Genomic DNA, 19,617 nt, shown 5'->3' with positions numbered 1-19,617 from the left:
ATCCTTTAAGTAAAATAAAGTGAATAAAGTATGTTTAAAAAGTGAGTAGGTGTTAGTTTGAAGACTATTTTAATTGTTGATGATGATGTGTTCATCCGCAATCTTGTTAAAGATTTCCTAATGAGAGAAGGATTTAAAGTAATTGCATCGGAAAATGGGGTAAAAGCACTTGAAGTATTAAATAATCAGTTTTGTGATTTAGCGATAGTGGATATTATGATGCCTGTCATGGACGGCTACCATTTAACCACTGAAATTCGGAAACAGTATGATATTCCGATCATCTTACTAACAGCCAAAAGTCAAATTGAAGACAAAGAAAAGGGATTTGAATCAGGAACTGATGATTATTTAATTAAACCGTTTGAACCAAAAGAGTTGATTTTCCGGGTGAATGCATTATTAAGAAGATATGGGAAAACGGGTGAAGCCAATATTAAGATTGGGTCCTTGTACATAAACAAAAAAAGCTATGAGGTAAAAATCAATAACAAGACCTTCATGCTTCCATTAAAGGAATTTGAACTTTTAACCTTTCTATCTACACATCCAAACCAAGTATTTAGCCGTGGTCATCTAATTGAAAAAATTTGGGGTCTTGATTTTGAAGGTGATGAAAGAACGGTTGACGTCCATATAAAACGATTGCGCGAAAGATTTTCGAATTTTACCGAGGAATTTGCCATCAAAACGATTAGAGGGGTAGGTTATTCCCTGGAGGTTCAATAAATAATGATTATGAAATCTTTGTATAGTAAATTCGCCTTCATTACCATTATGATCATGGTCGTCAGCGGGATTATTTCTTTTTTTCTCTCCAATGCTTATTACCAAATCAAATTGAAACAGCAAAATGACGAGAAAATCATGAATTTTGCTAATGAAATAGCAGACTTTGCAAGTAAGCACCCATTGATTAGTTTACAGGATTATCTTGACCACATCGGGGCGATTGGTTACCAAATTCTTTTGGTAAATAACCAAGGGGATCAGGCGTATTTTGGCTCTTCCTTTCGAGAAAAGAATTTACCTAAGGGTATTCCTGAAAAAGTATTAAATGGCGGGGTATATCATGGGATTCGTACTTTTCCACATAAAACCTTTGTAACCGGTTTTTTTGCAAATGAATTAAAGAATTCAGTCGGTATTGCTTTTGAGTATAAAAGTAAAAAATATGCCATGTTTATCAGACCAGATATTAAGCTTATGTTTAACGAGATGCATATTCTTTTCGGATGGCTGCTAATCATTTCAATTTTATTAAGCATTCTATTTGTTCTAATTGGTACCAAATATTTAGTCAATCCGATTAGAAAGCTTAATAAGGCAACAAGAGAAATTGCAGAAGGCAATTTTTCAATCAAACTGGATATTGACCGAAGAGATGAGTTAGGAAATTTAGCGATCAGTTTTACAAGGATGTCCCAGAAATTAGCAAAAGTAGACACGTTACGAAAAGAACTAATGACTAATATTTCTCATGATATCCAATCACCACTAGCCAATATAAAAGGCTATCTCGCTTTATTGGAGAATAGTGAAAAAAGTGATCAAGAGAAACAACAATATCTTCGTGTTGTTCATTCCGAAGTAAACCGACTATCCAGTTTAACCAAACAATTGCTGCTTTTATCCACGATTGAAAGTAAAAAAGATTTAATGGAAGTTAGCTCGGTTAATATCGCAGAACAACTCAAAGCCGTTATTCATCAATATGAATGGAGTATTCTAGATAAAGAAATTATGCTGAGTTATTCTCTTCCGGGTGCCGCGGTTAAAGGGGATCGAGCTTTACTATATTCTGTTTGGGAAAATCTGTTGACAAATGCGATTAAGTATAATCAAGAAAACGGTACAATTGATATAAGGTTGTCTGAATCGGAGTTAGAAGTTGTAATAGTTATTAAAGATTCTGGCGTGGGCTTAAATCAGCAGGAAATTGAAAGGATATTTGACCGTTTTTACCGCGCGGATGCCTCTAGAGCACGTTCAGTTGAAGGGACGGGGTTAGGTTTGTCCATCGTCAAGTCCATCGTTGATATGCATCAAGGGAAAATAGATTTAACTAGTGAAAAAGGGAAAGGCACTACTTTTACCGTCATCCTCCCTAAATTGTAAAATGAAGTTCATCATCCGTTCATATTCAAACAGTATTCTGTTTATGAAATGAAAGGGATGGTGAATTTTTTTATGTACTTTGTACCGATTAAGGAAATGACATTTTTTAAAGTAAGATATTTATTAATCAGCTTTATCTTATTTTTTGTTGCGATTCTTGTCTTCGTCATCAGTGGGCTTGCGAATGGCTTGTCAATGAATAACGCTTCTTCGATCATTAATATGCCAGCAGACTCCTTTTATCTGCAAGAAAGTGCTGAGGGACGAATTGACCGGTCCCATTTAACAATAGATATAGAGAAGTTGACAGCAACAAGTGACCTACAGCCAATTGGTGTTCAAATGGGAGCCATTTCTAAAATTAACTCCGAGGATAAACTAGATATTACATTTATGGCAATAAAACCAGGCAGCTTTTTAGAGCCGGATGGAAGGGACGGAAAGAGTTTAGAAACGGGCGGGGAAAATTCTGTCTTACTAGACCACTCGCTATCTGGAACTATTAAGATAGGAACAATCGTAAAAGATTCACGGAGCGGCATCATCTTAAAAGTTGTAGGATTTCTTGAAGATCAAACCTTTAGCCATACACCAGTTGCGCTTATTTCCCTAGATACATGGAAGGAAATCTCTGGCGGCTTAGATAAAACTGAATTTAACGGTATTGCAATAAATAAAGCTAATTCAAGTTTGAAAGAGGATGTTTCTAGGATAGTTAAAAATGGGGAATGGGTTGAAAAGAAACAGGTGGTTAAAGGTATACCTGGGTATACAGCTGAACAAAATTCGCTGTACATGATGCTCTCGTTTTTAATTGTAATCGCAGTTTTTGTTTTAGCCGCATTCTTTTATATAATGACCATTCAAAAAACAGCCCAATTTGGCATCCTAAAAGCCATTGGTGCAAAATCAAGTCAATTGGTCAAATCGACTATCTTTCAGGTCATTATATTAACCATTGTTAGTATCGTAGGTGCTGTTGCCTTTACAAAGGGTTTTATGGAGCTTCTTCCGGATGAGATACCGTTTATTTTTGATTTGGTACAGATTGCTAAATTCTCAGGAATATTATTCCTTGTGTCGATTTTCGGTTCATTAGTATCTATTTTTAATATAGTGAAGGCAGATCCAATACAAGCAATGGGGAGGTTAGAATAACCATGGTAATCGAACCCTTAGTTCTAGAACATGTGGAAAAATCATTTAAAGATGGCGATAAGGAAAATCACATCGTCAGAAACTTATCATTTCGTTTGAAAATGGGCGAGGTCGTTGCCATTATTGGACCTTCCGGATCTGGAAAGTCAACGTTTTTATCAATTGCAGGTGCCTTACAGTCTCCTGATAAAGGAAAGGTACTCGTAAATGGGACCAATATAGCCTCCTTCAGTGACACAGAAAAAGCAAATATAAGGTTGAATCATCTAGGCTATATTTTTCAAACTTCAAATTTAGTTCCTTATTTGAAGGTGGAAGACCAGTTAAGCCTTGTGTTAAAAATGGCCAATCAATGGACGAATGAAAGCAAAAGGAAAATAAACGAAGTATTAATGGCAGTCGGTATGGAACATCGTACCAAGTTTTATCCACACCAATTGTCAGGCGGGGAAAAACAAAGGGTGGCAATTGCCAGAGCATTTATTAATGATCCTGAAATCATTTTAGCTGATGAACCAACAGCGAGTTTGGATTCCAGTCGGAGCATGGCTATTATCGAACTCATTTCAAAAATCGTAAAGGAACAAAATAAATCAGCCATTATTGTCACTCATGATGAACAGATTCTCCCGTTATGTGATCGGATTTATCGAATGAAGGATGGACAACTAGTTGAAGTTGAAAAAAGAGGTTAATTGAAGCAGCTAGCAATCTAAGTGATTGCTAGTTTTTTTAATTGAGCCATCCAGAGTTGAAATTTGTAATAGTGATAATAAAACGTGATAAAATGAAGTTAGCAAATAATTAAAAAAAAGAGGAGAATTTATATTTTGAGCTTTGTTCGAGACAAATTCAGTGCGAAGTTTTTCCTTTTCCTCGTGTTTGCTTTTCTGTTGATACATGTGCCATTGCTAGGTAACTATGTCAAAGTCATTAATACCCTTATACATGAATCAGGTCATGCTTTGATTGCTCTTTTTGGGGGTAATGTAGAAAGAATATCTTTATTTATGAATTCCGAAGGGGCTACATATAGTCATCAGTCTTCTTGGTTGGGAAGCTTCATTACCAGCCTTGGTGGGTATACCTTTGCCTCCTTTATGGCATTTGTCTCATTTTTACTAATTGGAAAGAAAAAGCAGATTGTGTTGATTGATATATTGCTAGGTTTTATCGGTTTGAATCTTATTTTTTGGGTAAGGAATCCTTACGGGTTGTTTTGGTTATGCTCATTTGCCGTTGCATTTCTGTTTTTACTCATAAAAGGGAGTCAAAACTTTAGAGATAATTTATTACTTTTGATTGCGTCGATCTTATTAGTGGATTCCGTACAAAGTGCTTATGAAATATTATTTATCAGTATATTTCAACCTCAATCAGCAGGGGATGCTGCAAATCTTGCGCGGATCACAGGTTTTATTCCTGCTCCTATTTGGGGGATTTTCTTCTTTGTTCAATCATTATGGTTTTGCTATTACGGCTTAAAACGTGGATATTATAAACTGGGGAATTAAAACTTTTACGTACAAAATATTGGGAGAGACATAAGTTATTACGATGGGTTTCGATATGAATATAAAAGGGGAGTAATTGATTGAATATTATTGATTTAATTAAAACTCGGCGCAACATAAAAAAATTCAAACCTGATGAAATTAACAAAAATTTACTTCACTCATGGCTAGAGGCTGCTGCCATGGCACCCAATCACCGCATGACAGAACCATGGGAGATTTACTTTCTTGGAACAGAGACAAGAGAAAAGTTAAATCATAAAACAAATTTTGGAAACGCATCGATCGTATTGGTGATATTATCAAAGCACGGGGCGACATCCGTAGAAACAGTGGAAAATGCGCTGGCAACTGCGTGCTTTATCCAAAATTTTAATTTAGCGGCATGGGCAGAAGGGGTTGGGACCTTTTGGTCATCGATTGGCATTACGCCCAAAAACAGAGCAATTCTTGGTGTTCCGGATGGCTATGATATTATAGGCGTTCTGGGAGTAGGCTATCCTGATGTAATCCCAGAGCCAAAACCACGTACACCGATTCAGAACAAATTCAGAAATTTACCATAACAGGAACAGGGAAGAGCCAACCGTATTTACGGTTGGCTCTTTTAAATAAGCTAGATAGCCTGATTGTATTCTAATGTAAGATTATCAATGATTGTTTGAACGGGAAGAATATCTTTGATTTCTCCAACTCTAGCCCCTGCAAAAACAAGGCCATTTTCAGCATCACCATTCATGGATACCAAAAGAGAATCCATGGTGCAAAAGCGGTAAGAACAATTCTTTAAGCAATCAATGCATTTAGCGATTTTTAGCTTTTCTGTTCCACTAATTAATTTTGCAAAATTATTATTAATGGCTCTTCCGTGAAGACCGACGGTTGTTTTTACCAAAACCAAATCTTCTTTACCTGCATCAACATATTTTTGTTTAAAAGCTAATGGAGCATCACATTCCTCGCTGGCTACAAAGCGTGTGCCCATTTGTACACCAGACGCACCCATTGCAAGAGCTTTTGCAATATCGCCGCCAGTCATGATTCCTCCTGCCGCAATAACGGGGATGGAAACCGCTTCAACGATTTCTGGGAGGATATCAAACATTGGGCGGTCTGTTCCAAGATGTCCTCCTGCTTCAAAGCCTTCAACGACAACTGCTGCTGCTCCCAGTCGTTCGGAGATCCTGGCTAATTTAGCAGTCGAGACTATAGAGATAACAGGAATTCCTGCTTCTCTTCCCCATGCGTACATATCTCGTGAGATTCCAGCTCCAGAAATAATAAAGTCAACTTTTTCTTCTAGAGCTGCTTTCATTTTTTCAGCAAAGTCATTCATCGCGAATAGAACATTTACACCAATGTATCCAGCATCTTTGATCAGACTTTTAGCTTTTCTTATATGTGTTCTCATTTCATCAGTTGAGATCCCTGTTCCAGATATAATCCCAATCCCGCCTGCATTTGCGACAGCTGAAGCCAATTTGCTAAGAGAAATACCGACACCCATTCCGCCTTGCATGATTGGAACCTGTGGCCTCATATGGCCTATTTTAAGTTGTGGAAAGTTCAAATTATAACCCCGTTTCATTGTTTGTATTAGAAACTTCCCATGCATCATACCATGTCATTTTTAATATGTCTGTGATTACTATCACCTGATCATAATGGTAGGTGGTATTATTTTCTATATGATAAAATAGAGGTTAATGTTAAATCATAACTAGGTTAATTTGCATAAAAAATTTGCTGAAACCAAACGATACGTTATGAAGCGAAAAATGGATGGTGGTAGATAGGATGATTATTTTTACGGATATTGATCTTGATGGTCTTGGTTGTGGACTTATTGCGAAACTAGCATTTGCAGACAAGGCCAATATATTTTACTGTTCTTATCGAAATTTAAATCAAAGAGTGGAAGCAGTTATTAAAAACCCTGAGAATAATAATGTGGAAATCTACATTACTGATTTGGCTGTAAATGAGCAGGTAGAGAAAAAACTCGAGGAGCGGTTCCAAAAGGGAAAACCAGTTCAAATGATCGATCATCATGTGACTGCTTTGCATTTTAATCAATACAAATGGGGGAGCGTAATTCCTGAGTATGAGACGGGAAAAAAGACTTGTGCAACTTCTTTATTTTATGATTACCTAATTGAACACAAAATGATGGAACGAAATAAAGCACTTGAAGAATTTATCGAATTAGTACGTCAATATGACACTTGGGAGTGGGCTGAAAATAATAATTTAACAGCCAAACGATTAAATGATTTGTTCTATATTATGAGTCGTGAACTGTTTGAGGAGGAAATGTTAAAAAGGTTGTCTGAAAATAAAGATTCATTTACATTAACCGACACGGAACATATGCTGCTTGATATCGAGGAACAAAAAATCCACAGGTACATCCATTCGAAAAGTAGACAACTGGTGCAAACTTTTATTGATGATTACTGTGTTGGGATTGTTCATGCCGAACAATATTTATCAGAGCTAGGAAATGAATTAAATAATTTATATCCGCATTTGGATATGATTGTCCTACTGAATATGGGTGGAAAGAAGATGGGATTTCGAACCATCCATGATGAAATAAATGTAGCCGAATATGCAAAAAAGTACGGAGGTGGAGGGCATCCGAAAGCCTCTGGATCGGAAATGACAAGGGAAGCGTTTGAAAAGTTTGTAATAAATGTTTTTGAAATGATTCCACTTAAACCAGATGCAGATCGGAATGAATTTAATGTTAAGGATTCACAGGTTGGAACATCCTATCAGAACCCGCTAGGAGAAAGTTCATATATCATTCCATGTGGAGATGGCTATTTTTCTATAGTACATAACAAGAAGAAATTGGAGCAGTCTTTCTCTGTATTCGCGGATGCAGAACGGTATTTAAAAAGAAATTATTCTTCTTGGCTACGAAGCGACCATGAATATCTTTATCACGTTTCAAAAGCTCTTCGGATCTCACAAGATGAATTAAGAGGGAATTATCAGGAAATCATCAGGAACCATCTTGTAGATATTACTTTATGAATTAGTAAAAGCCATTCCTTAACGAAAAAAGGATTGGCTTTTGTGTTTTTTTCATAACCTTCCGATTTAAGGGGTGATTAAGATTGAAGTGGTAATTTAATCGTAGGTATATGAGATTATTATTTCAAAATCGTAATAACCATGCAACAAAAAGTCAATTTATTTATATATTCCTGTAATGTTCTTTTGTTATGATTGTTTAACGACAAAGAGAATTGGTCGTGGGAATTACATGGTAAGGGTTTGAATAAATATTAATATACCTTTTTGATTGAATTAACCTATGGGGTGATATGATGGCTTCAACTTCAAAAAGGAGTAAATATTTTGATAATGCAAAATTTATTTTGATTTTTCTCGTCGTTTTTGGGCATCTGATAAGTCCATTAAAGGAACATGATGGGATCCTTTTCACTTTATATACAGTTATTTTTCTATTCCATATGCCCGCTTTTATCCTAATCTCTGGATACTTCGCGAAAGGTTATAAAAAGAAAGGCTACTTTATAAAGTCTATTAAGAAGATATTACTTCCTTATTTTATTTTTCAGATGATCTATTCCATTTATTATTATTTAAATGGGCAGGAAAAAAATATAGAATTTGATTTTTTACATCCTCATTGGTCGCTTTGGTTTTTGATGAGTTTGTTTTTTTGGAATTTACTTCTATATCTCTTTGCAAGGTTAAGATGGAGTGGCTTTTTTATTGCCATTGTCTTGGGAATTGCGATTGGTTTTGTTGATCACGCGGGTAGTTTTTTAAGCCTATCAAGAACATTTGTATTTTTCCCCTATTTCCTCTTGGGGTTTTTACTAAATGGTGATCAGTTAAAGAAAGTAATTCGGGCCAGATATTCACTTCCAGTTGGAATAATAATTATTATCGGGACTTATATTTTCTTTGGGTTCAGTTTCCCTCAAGATGCTGTGCCATGGCTTCTGGGCGATACATCATATGCAAATATGGGGGAAAAAGAGTTGGCCGATGGGCTGTTGCGAGGACTTCAATATGGGCTGACATTAATAGTTGTATTTGGGTTTTTAGCATTAATACCTTCCAATCAATTTAAAGTAACGAAAATTGGTGAAAGAACTTTATATGTCTATTTGCTTCATGGATTTATTATTAAATCGCTCCAGGAGATTCTTCCAAATAAAAGTATCATCTCCATTTCAGGAAATTATCTTTTACTTTGCGTTCTTTCCTTTATGATCTGTATCGTTCTAGGAAGTTATTTAATTAAAAAATATACTCAACCGCTTGTCGAATTTAAAGTTTAAATGAATACAGGGAGTGGTTAATGAAAGCCGAACTAGTATGGACCAGTTCGGCTTTTTTTTGTGTATTTAAATTAGAAAAAATTGTATTGACCTAAAACCCAAATAATGAGCTGACAATATTTTTCTTTTTTCTTTTTACTTTACTGTGATCAAATACAAGTGGTTCTTCCATTTGCGAGGTTATTTTTAGTTCGTTCATTTGTTTTTGAAGTTGTTCTACCTGCTGCGATAAATCTTTTACAAGATGTTGCAAATCCTCTAGTTCACGGCGATGCTGAAGGAGTTGATAGGAAGCAACCGAATCTGCTTTTGAATTTATATTACTTTCCAATTCACTGACTTTTGAATATAACTTTTCTAGTGCTTGATTGTCATTTACCGCTTTAACAGCACCTTTTCGAGGATTTTTTTTCTCTTTTAATGGGACTATTTCTTGGATTAGTGTCCCGTTTTGGAGCTGTTCGTGTATTTTTTTTAATAGTTCTATATCCTCGCTGCTAAAATGGTAATGACCACGCTCATTTCTTTCCATCGGAAGTTCAAGCTGTTTTACCCAGCGCTGAATAGTACTTGTAGATACTCCTAATAATTTTGCTACTTCACTTGTATTCATTTCGAATCCCTCCATTGATAAAATAAACCGCAATCCACGAGTGACGAAATTATTTTTTTTTGTCTTTAAAAGGGAGTCGTTCTAATCGAAGAAAACTTTCGTATTAAGTCCAGAATTTCCACCATTTCTTTTCTTTTGTTGCTGCCACATGTCTATAACTGTTAAGCATTTGTTGAAAGGCTAATTCTCTTTGCGAAATTTCATGTCGGTACTGATTACGCTCTTCAAGGAAAAATTCACGTTCTTTTGACATTGCCTCTGTTAGACTTGAGATTTCGTTATTAGTAACATCCACATAGTGGGATAGTTCTTCGGAAGTTTCCGACAACTGCTTGGAAAGTGTATAAATTTCTTGAGAAGTCTCTATAGAAACGTTAGCAATGTTGTTGGAGAGGTACTGTAATGAGTCAGCTGATAATTCAGAGGCTTTTTCAAGAGTCTCTGATAACTCCTGAATCTCAGCTCTTGTGTTAGCAGATGATTTATATATCGAGTTAGATAATGATTTAACTGTGGTATAGGTTCCATTCCTTATTTCCTTTTTTACTTCATCTAGTACTTCTCTTCGAACAACCGTCCGGATTTCATCTTTTACGTCACTTAAGAAATTTTGCTTGTACGTATCCATTGCCTCGAAAAACTGATGTGCATCTATAGCGTCTTGTATGGTTATCGGTTTGGCTGTGTCAGAAATGACCTCTAATGAGACCATAGGTGATTCTTTCATATCCAGATTTTCAATGGCCTTGAGTGAAACAGCGAGTGATTCTGAGACATCCTGATTTTCAATGACCTCTTGTGAAACTGCGAAAGATTCTGAGACATTCTGATTTTCAATGAACGCTTGTGAAACTGCGAATGATTCTGAGACATCCTGATTTTCAATGAACGCTTGTGAAACTTCGGAGGATTGGGGTACATCTACACTTTCAGGGTGAAGTTTTTTTTGCATCCATTCCCTGATTGTTTCCTTACTTAACTTTTTTTCATATAGTTTTTTAATTTCAATTAGCTGGTCAATCTCCCTATCTGTACATATTCTTGCCCCTTGCTTTGAACGAGGAATTTCTAGTAAATCAACTAAATCCTTTTCCCAATGACGTATGGTGCCTGGTGTTGTATTTATTTTTTTGGCTACTTCTTTTAAGGTATAGGTCTTCATATAAAAATCATTCCTTTCTATTTATCTCGGAAATAATTCATCTTTGTGTTAGTAATTCACCATTCGGTAGCACATTTTCCTGCTAGATGACAAAAGCTATCAAAACAAGACGGAAAGAATGAAATAACAACAATATTTTGCAAATTGAGCATCTATTACAAAAAAATGATTGAGCAGAGTAGAAATGAGGTTTAATATATGGAGTGGAATTGATGTAGAAAGAAGGATCTCAACATGTGGATTGCAGCGGCCTTTGTTACTATGGTTTGTTTTGGGACTAATAATACTATTTTCAAGTGGAGCACGGAGAAGAAAGTGTCGAAAGTACATATTCAGTTCTTCTTCTATTTTGTAGCATTCCTATTAACTTTGGGATTTGCTTTTGTAAACGGGAGAGTCCACTTGAATCTTATCACCATTTTACTTGGAGCTTTTATTGGAATATTAAATGCAAACGGTAATATCCAAATGTCAAAGGCCTTTGAAAAGGGCCCTGCTAGTTTGACATCGCCATTAGTAGGAACAAATACAATATTTCCAATCGTATGTGCTGGCGTTCTTTTTCATGAACATATCACAGTGATTCAATGGGTAGGAATCATAATTATGCTTGGCTCAGCCATGGCCATACAGTATTCATCTGGTAATAATAGAGAAATAAATTATTTCCCTTGGATGATTCGCGTTGGACTTGCGATATTTTCTTTTGGTTTACTAGGGGTTTTAATGAAAACTACATCCTATCTGCAAATAAATTCATTAGATATCCTCATTGCCATGTATGGCGGAGGGAGTGTCTATTTAGCTATTTGCAGTATCTTGAAAAAAGAAAAGTGGCAGAGGTCAGAAGCCAATGTGGGATCCATTGTTGGACTAATTAGCATTTTAGGATATAGCAGTTATTTCTATGCCCTTAATTCTGGAATGGCAAGTATCGTGTTTCCAATTGTAAGTTTAAATTGTCTAGTAGTGGTTCTAGCTGGGTTTTTACTATTTAAAGAAAAATTAAAAAGATATCAAGTGATCGGTGTATGCACTGCTCTACTTGGGATAATTTTCACAAAGATATAAAGCGCAAAAAAGTGCAGAGTGTTTCAAGTTAAATTGAAATGCTCTGCACTTTTTATTTGGCACCATGATTTATCACCTATCTCAATTCACCAACCCAAGCATTTTCACCCCATTATAAATTCCAGAATCAGTAACCTTGGTGGTTCTATGCTTTGCGTATTTAAAAAGGTCTGGATAGCCGTTACCCATGGCAAAGCTTTCGCCCACGTTTTGAAGCATTTCCTTATCATTCATTCCATCTCCAAATGCAATCGAACTTTCCTTATTGATGCCTAGCCGCTTCAAAACTGCTTGAACTCCATAGCCTTTGTTCACTCTGTCCCTGATTACATCATAGCAATGACGCATTCCCTCGACATTGACTTGGGATAAATGGATTCCCTCTTCATTATTGTAAAGGACAGGGTCATCTTTTTTTAGATTGACTAGTGTCATCCCTAAGATCGAACTATTGACTGAAGGAGAATAAGGTTCATTTTTATGTAAGTGGAATTTGTGCATAAACTCCGTTGTGATCCCAGAATCCACATTGGTAAAAACGTTCTTATTATTCGTATACAGGACCACTTCATGCTGGTTATCCTTAGCAATCTCTAAGAAATTCATAACTGTAGAGCTCTTCATAGGCTCTTGGAATATATCTTCACCTTTATAAATGGCATATGCACCGTTATAACCAATGAATGAGTGAATATTTAACTCTTTTGCGAGTTCATCTAATTCATGTAGTGGCCTTCCTGTAGCTAAGAAAACTTCCAAGCCCTGAGCCTGAACCTTTGAAATGGCCTTTTTTGTTGAATCTTCAATCGTACCATCTGGTCTCAGTAATGTTCCATCGATATCCAAAAATAAAACTTTATAATTGGTCATGAATGTAGCTCCTTCTTTGTAGAATGTTGTTTTTAGTCTACCACTTTTAGTTAAAGGAAGTCACATTAAATAGAATCGTTTAATCAATTAATAGCGACAGTAATTCCTTTAGGGGATAATTAGTTTCATGGCGTTATTGAAATTCGATTGGATTTTCAAGAAACGGAAAACGGTGCCGTCCGCAGCTTTTTTAATGAAATATTATTTTGGAGGAATAATAGGGGAGATGAATATAAAACGCAAAAAGTGAGGGATTTTATGAAAAAGATTTTATTACTATTCTTATCTCTTCTCATTTTAGGTCTTCCCAAAAGCGTCTATGCTAAGCAAAAGATTCCTATATTAATTTATCATTCCATTGATCAATTTAACGGTATTGGATCCAAGGAGTTATATGTAACTCCAGAAAATTTTGAGAAACAAATGGCATATTTAAGAGACCATGGTTATACCTTATTAACTTTCGAGCGTTGGAAGGATATTAAAACTGTTCAAAGGCCAATCTTTATCACCTTTGATGATGGTTACAAAAATAATCTTAATGCCTATTCGATTTTTCAAAAACTCACAACAAAAAGTTTTCATCCAGCCGGTACCTTTTTTGTGATTTCTGATTTCGTAGGAAGGGCAAACCGCTTATCTAAAGCAGATTTAAAAATGTTAGCAGATTCAGGATTAATATCTATTCAGTCACATACAGCTACACATCCAGATTTAATCAAAGAGGAAAACTTAAAATATGAACTAAAAGAATCGAAAGAAAAAATTCAGCAGATAACAGGTAAAGCTGTTATTGCTCTAGCGTACCCCTATGGGAATACGAATGAACATGTGGTGGCGGAAGCGAAAAAGTATTATCGGTATGGACTGACTACAACGCCAGGCCCATTTTCAATGACAGGCTTTAAAAACGAGCTTTACTATTTACCTCGAATGTATATAAAATATTCAACTACACTCGATGATTTCGAAAAAGCAGTGAAGGTAGATTAATATAAAAAACGATTACTTACTGAGGTAATCGTTTTTTTATGACTAAAATTAAGTAGTGCAAAGAAGTATTAACCATAATGTTACACATATAGTTGTTCGATATGAATATTCTCTATGTAGGGGGGACTAATAGATGACAACAACAATTAGTGTGTGGACCAAATTACTCGGGTGATTGAGGAGAAAGACTCAAAAAAATAGCTATTGAAAAGACAATGTAAACTGGGCGAAATCTCTATGTAATCAAACAACGTTATAATAGTGTAAACATAATCGAGACTGTATTAGGGCGGGTGTTTATATGGAAGAGACAATGGTAAAATCCTACTTACAAAAATCACTAGATGAATGGAAAGATGATATTTCACTAGTCTTAACTGAAATTGCAAATGAATATGATGAAGTGGCACAGGAATTAAAGGTTTATTCTTACAAATATGGGATTACCAAGCAAGTAATTCAATCGACAGTAAATGAGGAAATTATTGATAAAATTCGTGACATGTACCATAAACCATTTGAAGAAAGCTATAACCAACTGAAAGAATACATAAAAGACCTAGAGGAAAAAAGACGAGTTTTTCAAATGTTTATTCAAAAAATTGAAGAAGTAACAAGGAAAGAATCTGCGAAAATTACTACATATTAGTAAGTAATTTCATCCCCCTATAACTCAAAAGCAGCCTTATCAATTGATGAGGATGCTTTTTTATTTGAAAAAAAGCATATTCGTAAGAATTATGTAAGATTTATGTCTGATGATGTAAACATTAAACAATTTAATTATGTTGGAGAAATACCAAAAGAGCAGCCCTTATAGGAGGCTGCTCTTTTTAGATTTCGATAAAGAAACCGTGCTATAGATTCCTGCATATATTAATAACAGATTTATATTGTGAGGTGTGAAACAAATGATCACCGCTAATATTGGAAGTAAAACCTATCGGATCCCGGATAACCTTGAAGAATATTTTCAACCGTTTCGCTCACAAGTGATTGGGACGAACCAAGTGTTTGATTCCCCCTATGGGAAAAAGAAAATCATCTATGCGGACTGGACTGCAAGCGGACGACTTTATCGACCCATCGAACAGAAAATTTCTGAGGTATTCGGACCCTTTATGGCAAATACACATACAGAATCGAATATAACTAGTTTAATGATGACAGGGATATATAATCAATCCAGAAAAATTATTAAGGAACATGTTAACGCCGACGAGCATGATGCCCTAATCCTGGATGGATTTGGAATGACCTCTGTGATGAATAAGTTTCAGAGATTATTAGGAATTAGAGTTCATGAACAGTGGAAAGGGCGGCTGCAGATTTCCGAAAATGAGCGACCAGTAATTTTTATTACGCATATGGAACATCACTCAAACCAGACATCCTGGCTGGAGACACTGGGGGATGTGGTTGTATTAAGTCCAGACGAGGTTGGAGGCGTGGACAAAAAACGACTTGTTCACCTGCTGCATCAATATAGGAATAGGAAAATGAAGATTGGTTCGTTTACAGCATGCTCCAATGTCACAGGGGTTCAAACCCCATACCATCAATTAGCAAAAATTATGCATCAACATGGTGGCATTTGTATAGTGGATTTTGCGGCTGCGGCTCCGTATGTGACCATTAATATGCATCCAAAGGACCCTTTGGAAAAACTTGATGCCGTCTTATTCTCTCCTCATAAGTTTTTAGGGGGACCGGGAACTAGTGGTGTTTTGGTCTTTAATACTAGATTATATGCTAATCATGTTCCAGACCATCCCGGGGGCGGGACTGTGACCTGGACGAATCCATGGGGCGAGCACCAATATCATACCAGTATCGAGCTGCGTGAAGATGGTGGGACACCAGGAATATTACAAGCCATTCGGACCGCCCTATGTTTGAATTTGAAGAATCAAATGGGTGTGGACAATATATTAACAAGAGAGAAGGAACAGTTAAATATTTTATTACCTAGATTAGTAGAGATTCCTGGCCTTCATTTATTAGATGGTCATAAAAAAGATCGTCTGGGTATTGTTTCGTTTTATATTGAGAATATCCACTATAATTTAATCGTCCGCCTGCTTAATGACCGGTTTGGGATTCAAGTAAGAGGTGGATGCTCCTGTGCTGGGACCTACGGGCATTATCTTCTTCACATTGATAAACAATCCTCTAAGCATATTTCTGAACAGATTAATCAGGGAGATCTGTCGGAGAAACCAGGGTGGGTGCGGTTCTCATTACATCCGATTATGACTAACGAAGAAATTCTATTGTTCGTAAATGCCATTAGAGAAATTACTTTTAACATAAACGAATGGAAAAATGATTATCGATATGATAAGTCAAGCAATGATTACTTTTTTGTGAACCACGTAAGAGAGGATATGGCTCCACTATTTCGGTTTGAATAATGCTGATCCAGCTAGAAGGTAAGAAATCAGTACCTATTCTAAATAAGGCAACCACAAACTTGTATGGGCATATGCTATCAGAAGAAAGGTGGGATCGTATGATTCATACAGTTAAGCCTGGAGAAACGCTGGGGATTATCTCTGCTAATTATCGCGTAAGTCTCCGTAGACTTCACGCAGCAAATCCTGGGGTCGGGCAATTACATGTAGGCCAAAAAATCCAAATTCCAGGTCTGCCAGAACCCACTACTATACCATTTTCCATTCAAATCTCTGTCGGAAAACGAAGACTTACATTATATAACAATGGAAGGCTAGTAAAAATTTTTCCAATCGCGGTAGGGAAGATGTTGACGAATACTCCAACAGGTGATTTTGTGATTGTAAATCGGCAGTATAATCCAGGGGGACCATTTGGAGTGTTGTGGCTTTCACTTTCCAAACTAGGGTACGGGATTCACGGCACAAACGACCCAAGTTCTATAGGAAAAGCGGTCTCCCATGGTTGTGTAAGAATGTATAATCGGGATGTGCTTCAGCTAGCCGAAATGGTTCCGAATGGAACTCGTGTTACTATTCGACCTTAGGGGCAAAAAAGGCCGATTTTCGAATCAGCCTTTTTCTAATGTGGAGTACGGGGAAAATACAAAAATCTATCTTGATGTGACATTCATGAAGACAGAAATCAGTGTGAAAATGTAAAACCTGTCCTAATGTGTTTAATGCTTAATTTTAATACCAACCTTTTATATTCTATAAAGTAGTAATTAGTTTATATTTCTCCATAGGAAGCTCATTCGAAGTATCGATAAGAAATAAAGAGTCCCACCTTCAGGAGTAAGAAGGTGGGACTCATTTAATTATTTATAGATTACGATTGATCCTACTGATTTATCTTTGGCTTGTCCGTTTACACGAACCTTAAGTCCAAAGTTTCCGATATTACGACCAGCATCTGGCATAAAAGTATTTAAGAACGAGTTATTGTCATCAAATAGTGATACAGCTGGTTGGCTTGGGAAGTTTATCGTGTAAGTAGGGTAAGCAATATCTAATCCAGAAGTAGGATTTAGCCCGAATGCAGCATCTGCGACTTGGAAACGGGAAATCGCTTCAACACCAGTGCTTAATTTCATACTCTTCCCAACGTGCGCATCTACAACACCTAAGAAACCATCCCCTGGATGAATACCAGTCCAGTTTTCTGTATAGCTGTCATCCACATACCAAACAACTAAACCGCCATCATAGCTCATTAATGAGTTACCACGTTTAATATTGGCAAGGCCTGAGTCAACACCTTGATGGTTACGCCATTCCAGAAGGTAGTAATGATCAGTGAGTTTATTTCCATCCATTTTCGTGAATCCATTTAATGAAAATTTAGAGGTCGGGCTTTCAGCACCATCTTCTACTACTGTTACTCCATCAGCAACAACCTTTAAATTATCTGCGAAGAAACCAATATTTGATGTACCCCAGTCAGTTGCATAGCGAAGGCGAAGTTTAATCTTTTGACCTTTGTAATCTGATAGATCAAAAGATTGTGCCTTCCACCCATTAGAATTACCTGAGAAACCAGGCATTGAATTCAAGATAGTAGGGTAACCTTCAGCTACTACATCCGAACGAGTATTAGAATTTCCTAAGGATTTCCAAGTAACACCATCGTCATTAGAAACCTGAACAAAAGCAAAATCCCATTGCTCTTCAATATCATACCAGGCATCAAATGTTAATGTAGCAGAATTTTTCCCAGTTAAATCTACATCTGTTACCATATTTGTATCCATCTCATCTTTTTGCCCGCCCCAGAATTCAAAGCTTCCAGAAGCAGGAGTGTTAACAGGGGTTTTCTTTTTCGGTAGGTTTACTCGAATCGCCTGATTATTTTGCCCAAGTGGTGAATTTGCTTGGTCAAGTAAGAACTGTGTACCTTTTGTGGAGACTTCGCCCCAGTTTACAGCAGTAGGGGCAGTCCATTTTCCACCTAGTGTAGATTGGAAGTATTGCTTTGCCCAAGGAGAGAAGCCTGTTGGTTCTGAACCTGGGATTTTTCCTGCCCATGATCCAGCTGACATAATCGACCAATATTCGACCGCCTCACCTTGGCCAGAATAAATGGTATCATATTCATCTGGAAGACCTAAATCATGTCCATATTCGTGGGCAAATACACCAGTAGCTCCGTCTTCAGGCATCATTGTGTAATCATAGAACCCTGGTTTTCCAATTGGATGCTGGATTGAAAGATCATATCCGTCTAAATCAACAAACTTTGCAGAACGATGTGACCAAATTGCATAATCTCCTAGTGAACCACCACCGGCTTCTTGACCCATACCAGCATGAATAATTTGAAGATGGTCAACTAATCCATCCGGCTCCCAGAAATTACCGTCACCATCAAAATCATGTGGATCTTCTAGGTCATAATCTTCCAGAGGGATTCCTGCAGCTAATGCTGCTTTATAAGTATCGACAACTAATTGTTTTGATCCACCTGGGGTTACATTGTCATGTCCACTGGCACTATCAGCCCCATAAAATGCAGCAGTTCCTGGAACCTTTAACCATCCATAAGCTTTACCATTAATGGTATAAGTTCCACCAGATTGCTGTTCATAATATTGCTTTTGGGATACAAATGTTTCACCATTAGGGCCTTTAACTCCGTTTTCACCGAAGATCATATCTTCATAGTGTTGAAGAGTATAGTCAGAGTAATAGTTATCAGTCTCATCCTTACTTAAATTGTTATGTGCAATGTCAGAGTACTCTACTGTTAAGGTTAGTAATTTGCCTTGCTTCTTAATTCCAGGTGAAGTTCCTTCTTTAACTGGATCTAGATTTCCTTTTAACTGTCCATTTTTGTTACCATTTCCTTTTAAAAGACCGTTATTGAAGTCTTTAAATTTCCTTTGTTTTTCTGCATCCCCAGCTTTTACTTTTGCAGCTAAAGGGTCAGATGTCTTTACTTTATCCTCTTTACCCTTCAATTCTAAGTACTTATGTAATGCTTTTTGCTTTTCAGCAGTAGATGCTCCTTTTGAGATAACACCACGTTTAATAAGTGCATCTAGTAATTTATCTTCATTTACAACCGATAGGTCTAGTGACCCATAAGAATTTGAAACTGTTGTTGGACTTTTTGCTAGAACTCCACCCGATGTACTAGCATAGTTGCCCGGAAAACCGGCAAACAATGTACCAGCCATTATTGCGGTGGATAGACCTGTTTTTAATAGTTTCTTCATAAAACTCCCCCTAATTTTTTTGGCTTGCTAGTAAATAATATTTCGAAAATTGAAATAAAACAATAGGATTATTTCCTTAATTTTCTGTTAATTCAGATAAGTTATAGTTCTTTTGAATTATT

18 protein-coding genes are annotated in these 19,617 nt (G+C 36.5%); 13 read left to right on the top strand and 5 right to left on the bottom strand.

All coding sequences use genetic code 11. From position 1 onward, the window contains the following. Positions 1-57: 57 nt before the first annotated feature. The 6 genes from AB7942_RS19160 (at position 58) to AB7942_RS19135 (ending at position 5,356) form a co-directional block, all read left to right on the top strand. The gene (locus AB7942_RS19160) at positions 58-729 is read left to right on the top strand and encodes a response regulator transcription factor (protein WP_369448112.1); all 672 of its coding nucleotides are present in this window, start codon (positions 58-60) and stop codon (positions 727-729) included. Positions 730-732: 3 nt separating this feature from the next. Then, on the top strand, positions 733-2,118 hold the full coding sequence (locus AB7942_RS19155; RefSeq protein WP_369448111.1) for a sensor histidine kinase: 1,386 nt from the start codon (positions 733-735) through the stop codon (positions 2,116-2,118). 72 nt (positions 2,119-2,190) lie between these two features. Beyond that, positions 2,191-3,276 carry an ABC transporter permease gene (locus tag AB7942_RS19150; RefSeq protein ID WP_369448110.1) on the top strand — a complete coding sequence of 362 codons (1,086 nt, stop codon included), beginning with the start codon at positions 2,191-2,193 and terminating at the stop codon, positions 3,274-3,276. Between the two features lie 2 nt (positions 3,277-3,278). Further along, the gene (locus AB7942_RS19145; protein ID WP_369448109.1) at positions 3,279-3,971 is read left to right on the top strand and encodes an ABC transporter ATP-binding protein; all 693 of its coding nucleotides are present in this window, start codon (positions 3,279-3,281) and stop codon (positions 3,969-3,971) included. Positions 3,972-4,106: 135 nt separating this feature from the next. Beyond that, a complete protein-coding gene (locus AB7942_RS19140; RefSeq protein ID WP_088088575.1) occupies positions 4,107-4,790 on the top strand; it encodes a M50 family metallopeptidase in 684 nt (227 codons plus the stop codon). An 80-nt stretch (positions 4,791-4,870) separates the two neighbouring features. Further along, positions 4,871-5,356, top strand: coding sequence for a nitroreductase family protein (locus AB7942_RS19135; RefSeq protein WP_369448108.1), 486 nt, complete (start codon positions 4,871-4,873; stop codon positions 5,354-5,356). Positions 5,357-5,406: 50 nt separating this feature from the next. Here the strand turns inward: AB7942_RS19135 and AB7942_RS19130 are convergent, their stop codons facing one another. After that, positions 5,407-6,378 carry an NAD(P)H-dependent flavin oxidoreductase gene (locus tag AB7942_RS19130; RefSeq protein WP_369448107.1) on the bottom strand — a complete coding sequence of 324 codons (972 nt, stop codon included), beginning with the start codon at positions 6,376-6,378 and terminating at the stop codon, positions 5,407-5,409. A gap of 209 nt (positions 6,379-6,587) precedes the next feature. Between AB7942_RS19130 and AB7942_RS19125 the strand changes: the two genes are divergently transcribed. Both AB7942_RS19125 and AB7942_RS19120 read left to right on the top strand, forming a co-directional pair. Beyond that, positions 6,588-7,832, top strand: a complete 1,245-nt coding sequence (locus tag AB7942_RS19125; RefSeq protein WP_369448106.1) for a DHH family phosphoesterase — start codon at positions 6,588-6,590, stop codon at positions 7,830-7,832. A 293-nt stretch (positions 7,833-8,125) separates the two neighbouring features. Beyond that, positions 8,126-9,115 (top strand): acyltransferase family protein, encoded by a 990-nt coding sequence (locus tag AB7942_RS19120; RefSeq protein ID WP_256942445.1) that lies wholly within the window; start codon positions 8,126-8,128, stop codon positions 9,113-9,115. 91 nt (positions 9,116-9,206) lie between these two features. Here the strand turns inward: AB7942_RS19120 and AB7942_RS19115 are convergent, their stop codons facing one another. Beyond that, complete coding sequence (locus tag AB7942_RS19115; protein ID WP_369448105.1) at positions 9,207-9,728, bottom strand: MerR family transcriptional regulator; 522 nt, start codon at positions 9,726-9,728, stop codon at positions 9,207-9,209. A gap of 103 nt (positions 9,729-9,831) precedes the next feature. After that, the gene (locus AB7942_RS19110) at positions 9,832-10,890 is read right to left on the bottom strand and encodes a MerR family transcriptional regulator (protein ID WP_369448104.1); all 1,059 of its coding nucleotides are present in this window, start codon (positions 10,888-10,890) and stop codon (positions 9,832-9,834) included. A 234-nt stretch (positions 10,891-11,124) separates the two neighbouring features. Here AB7942_RS19110 and AB7942_RS19105 point away from each other — a divergent pair, with 234 nt between their 5' ends. Beyond that, positions 11,125-11,961: a DMT family transporter gene (locus tag AB7942_RS19105; RefSeq protein ID WP_369448103.1), complete on the top strand. Its 837-nt coding sequence runs from the start codon at positions 11,125-11,127 to the stop codon at positions 11,959-11,961. 81 nt (positions 11,962-12,042) lie between these two features. On the opposite strand, the gene AB7942_RS19100 is transcribed toward AB7942_RS19105, so the two are convergent. Continuing rightward, positions 12,043-12,831 carry an HAD family hydrolase gene (locus tag AB7942_RS19100; protein WP_369448102.1) on the bottom strand — a complete coding sequence of 263 codons (789 nt, stop codon included), beginning with the start codon at positions 12,829-12,831 and terminating at the stop codon, positions 12,043-12,045. Between the two features lie 258 nt (positions 12,832-13,089). Here AB7942_RS19100 and AB7942_RS19095 point away from each other — a divergent pair, with 258 nt between their 5' ends. The 4 genes from AB7942_RS19095 to AB7942_RS19080 all read left to right on the top strand — a co-directional run bounded on the left by AB7942_RS19095 (position 13,090) and on the right by AB7942_RS19080 (position 16,825). Beyond that, entirely contained in the window at positions 13,090-13,824 is a 735-nt protein-coding gene (locus AB7942_RS19095) for a polysaccharide deacetylase family protein (RefSeq protein WP_369448101.1), read from the top strand. A gap of 301 nt (positions 13,825-14,125) precedes the next feature. Next, the gene (locus AB7942_RS19090; protein WP_088088565.1) at positions 14,126-14,473 is read left to right on the top strand and encodes a hypothetical protein; all 348 of its coding nucleotides are present in this window, start codon (positions 14,126-14,128) and stop codon (positions 14,471-14,473) included. Positions 14,474-14,735: 262 nt separating this feature from the next. Continuing rightward, entirely contained in the window at positions 14,736-16,238 is a 1,503-nt protein-coding gene (locus AB7942_RS19085; RefSeq protein WP_369448100.1) for an aminotransferase class V-fold PLP-dependent enzyme, read from the top strand. Positions 16,239-16,336: 98 nt separating this feature from the next. Next, on the top strand, positions 16,337-16,825 hold the full coding sequence (locus AB7942_RS19080) for a L,D-transpeptidase family protein (protein WP_369448099.1): 489 nt from the start codon (positions 16,337-16,339) through the stop codon (positions 16,823-16,825). Between the two features lie 273 nt (positions 16,826-17,098). On the opposite strand, the gene AB7942_RS19075 is transcribed toward AB7942_RS19080, so the two are convergent. Then, entirely contained in the window at positions 17,099-19,495 is a 2,397-nt protein-coding gene (locus tag AB7942_RS19075) for an immune inhibitor A domain-containing protein (protein WP_369448098.1), read from the bottom strand. Between the last annotated feature and the right edge of the window lie 122 nt (positions 19,496-19,617).

This window comes from Neobacillus sp. BF23-41 (genome assembly GCF_041106275.1).
The sequence above is the reverse complement of the archived record's forward strand: the minus strand, read 5'-3'. Positions and strand labels throughout refer to the sequence as shown.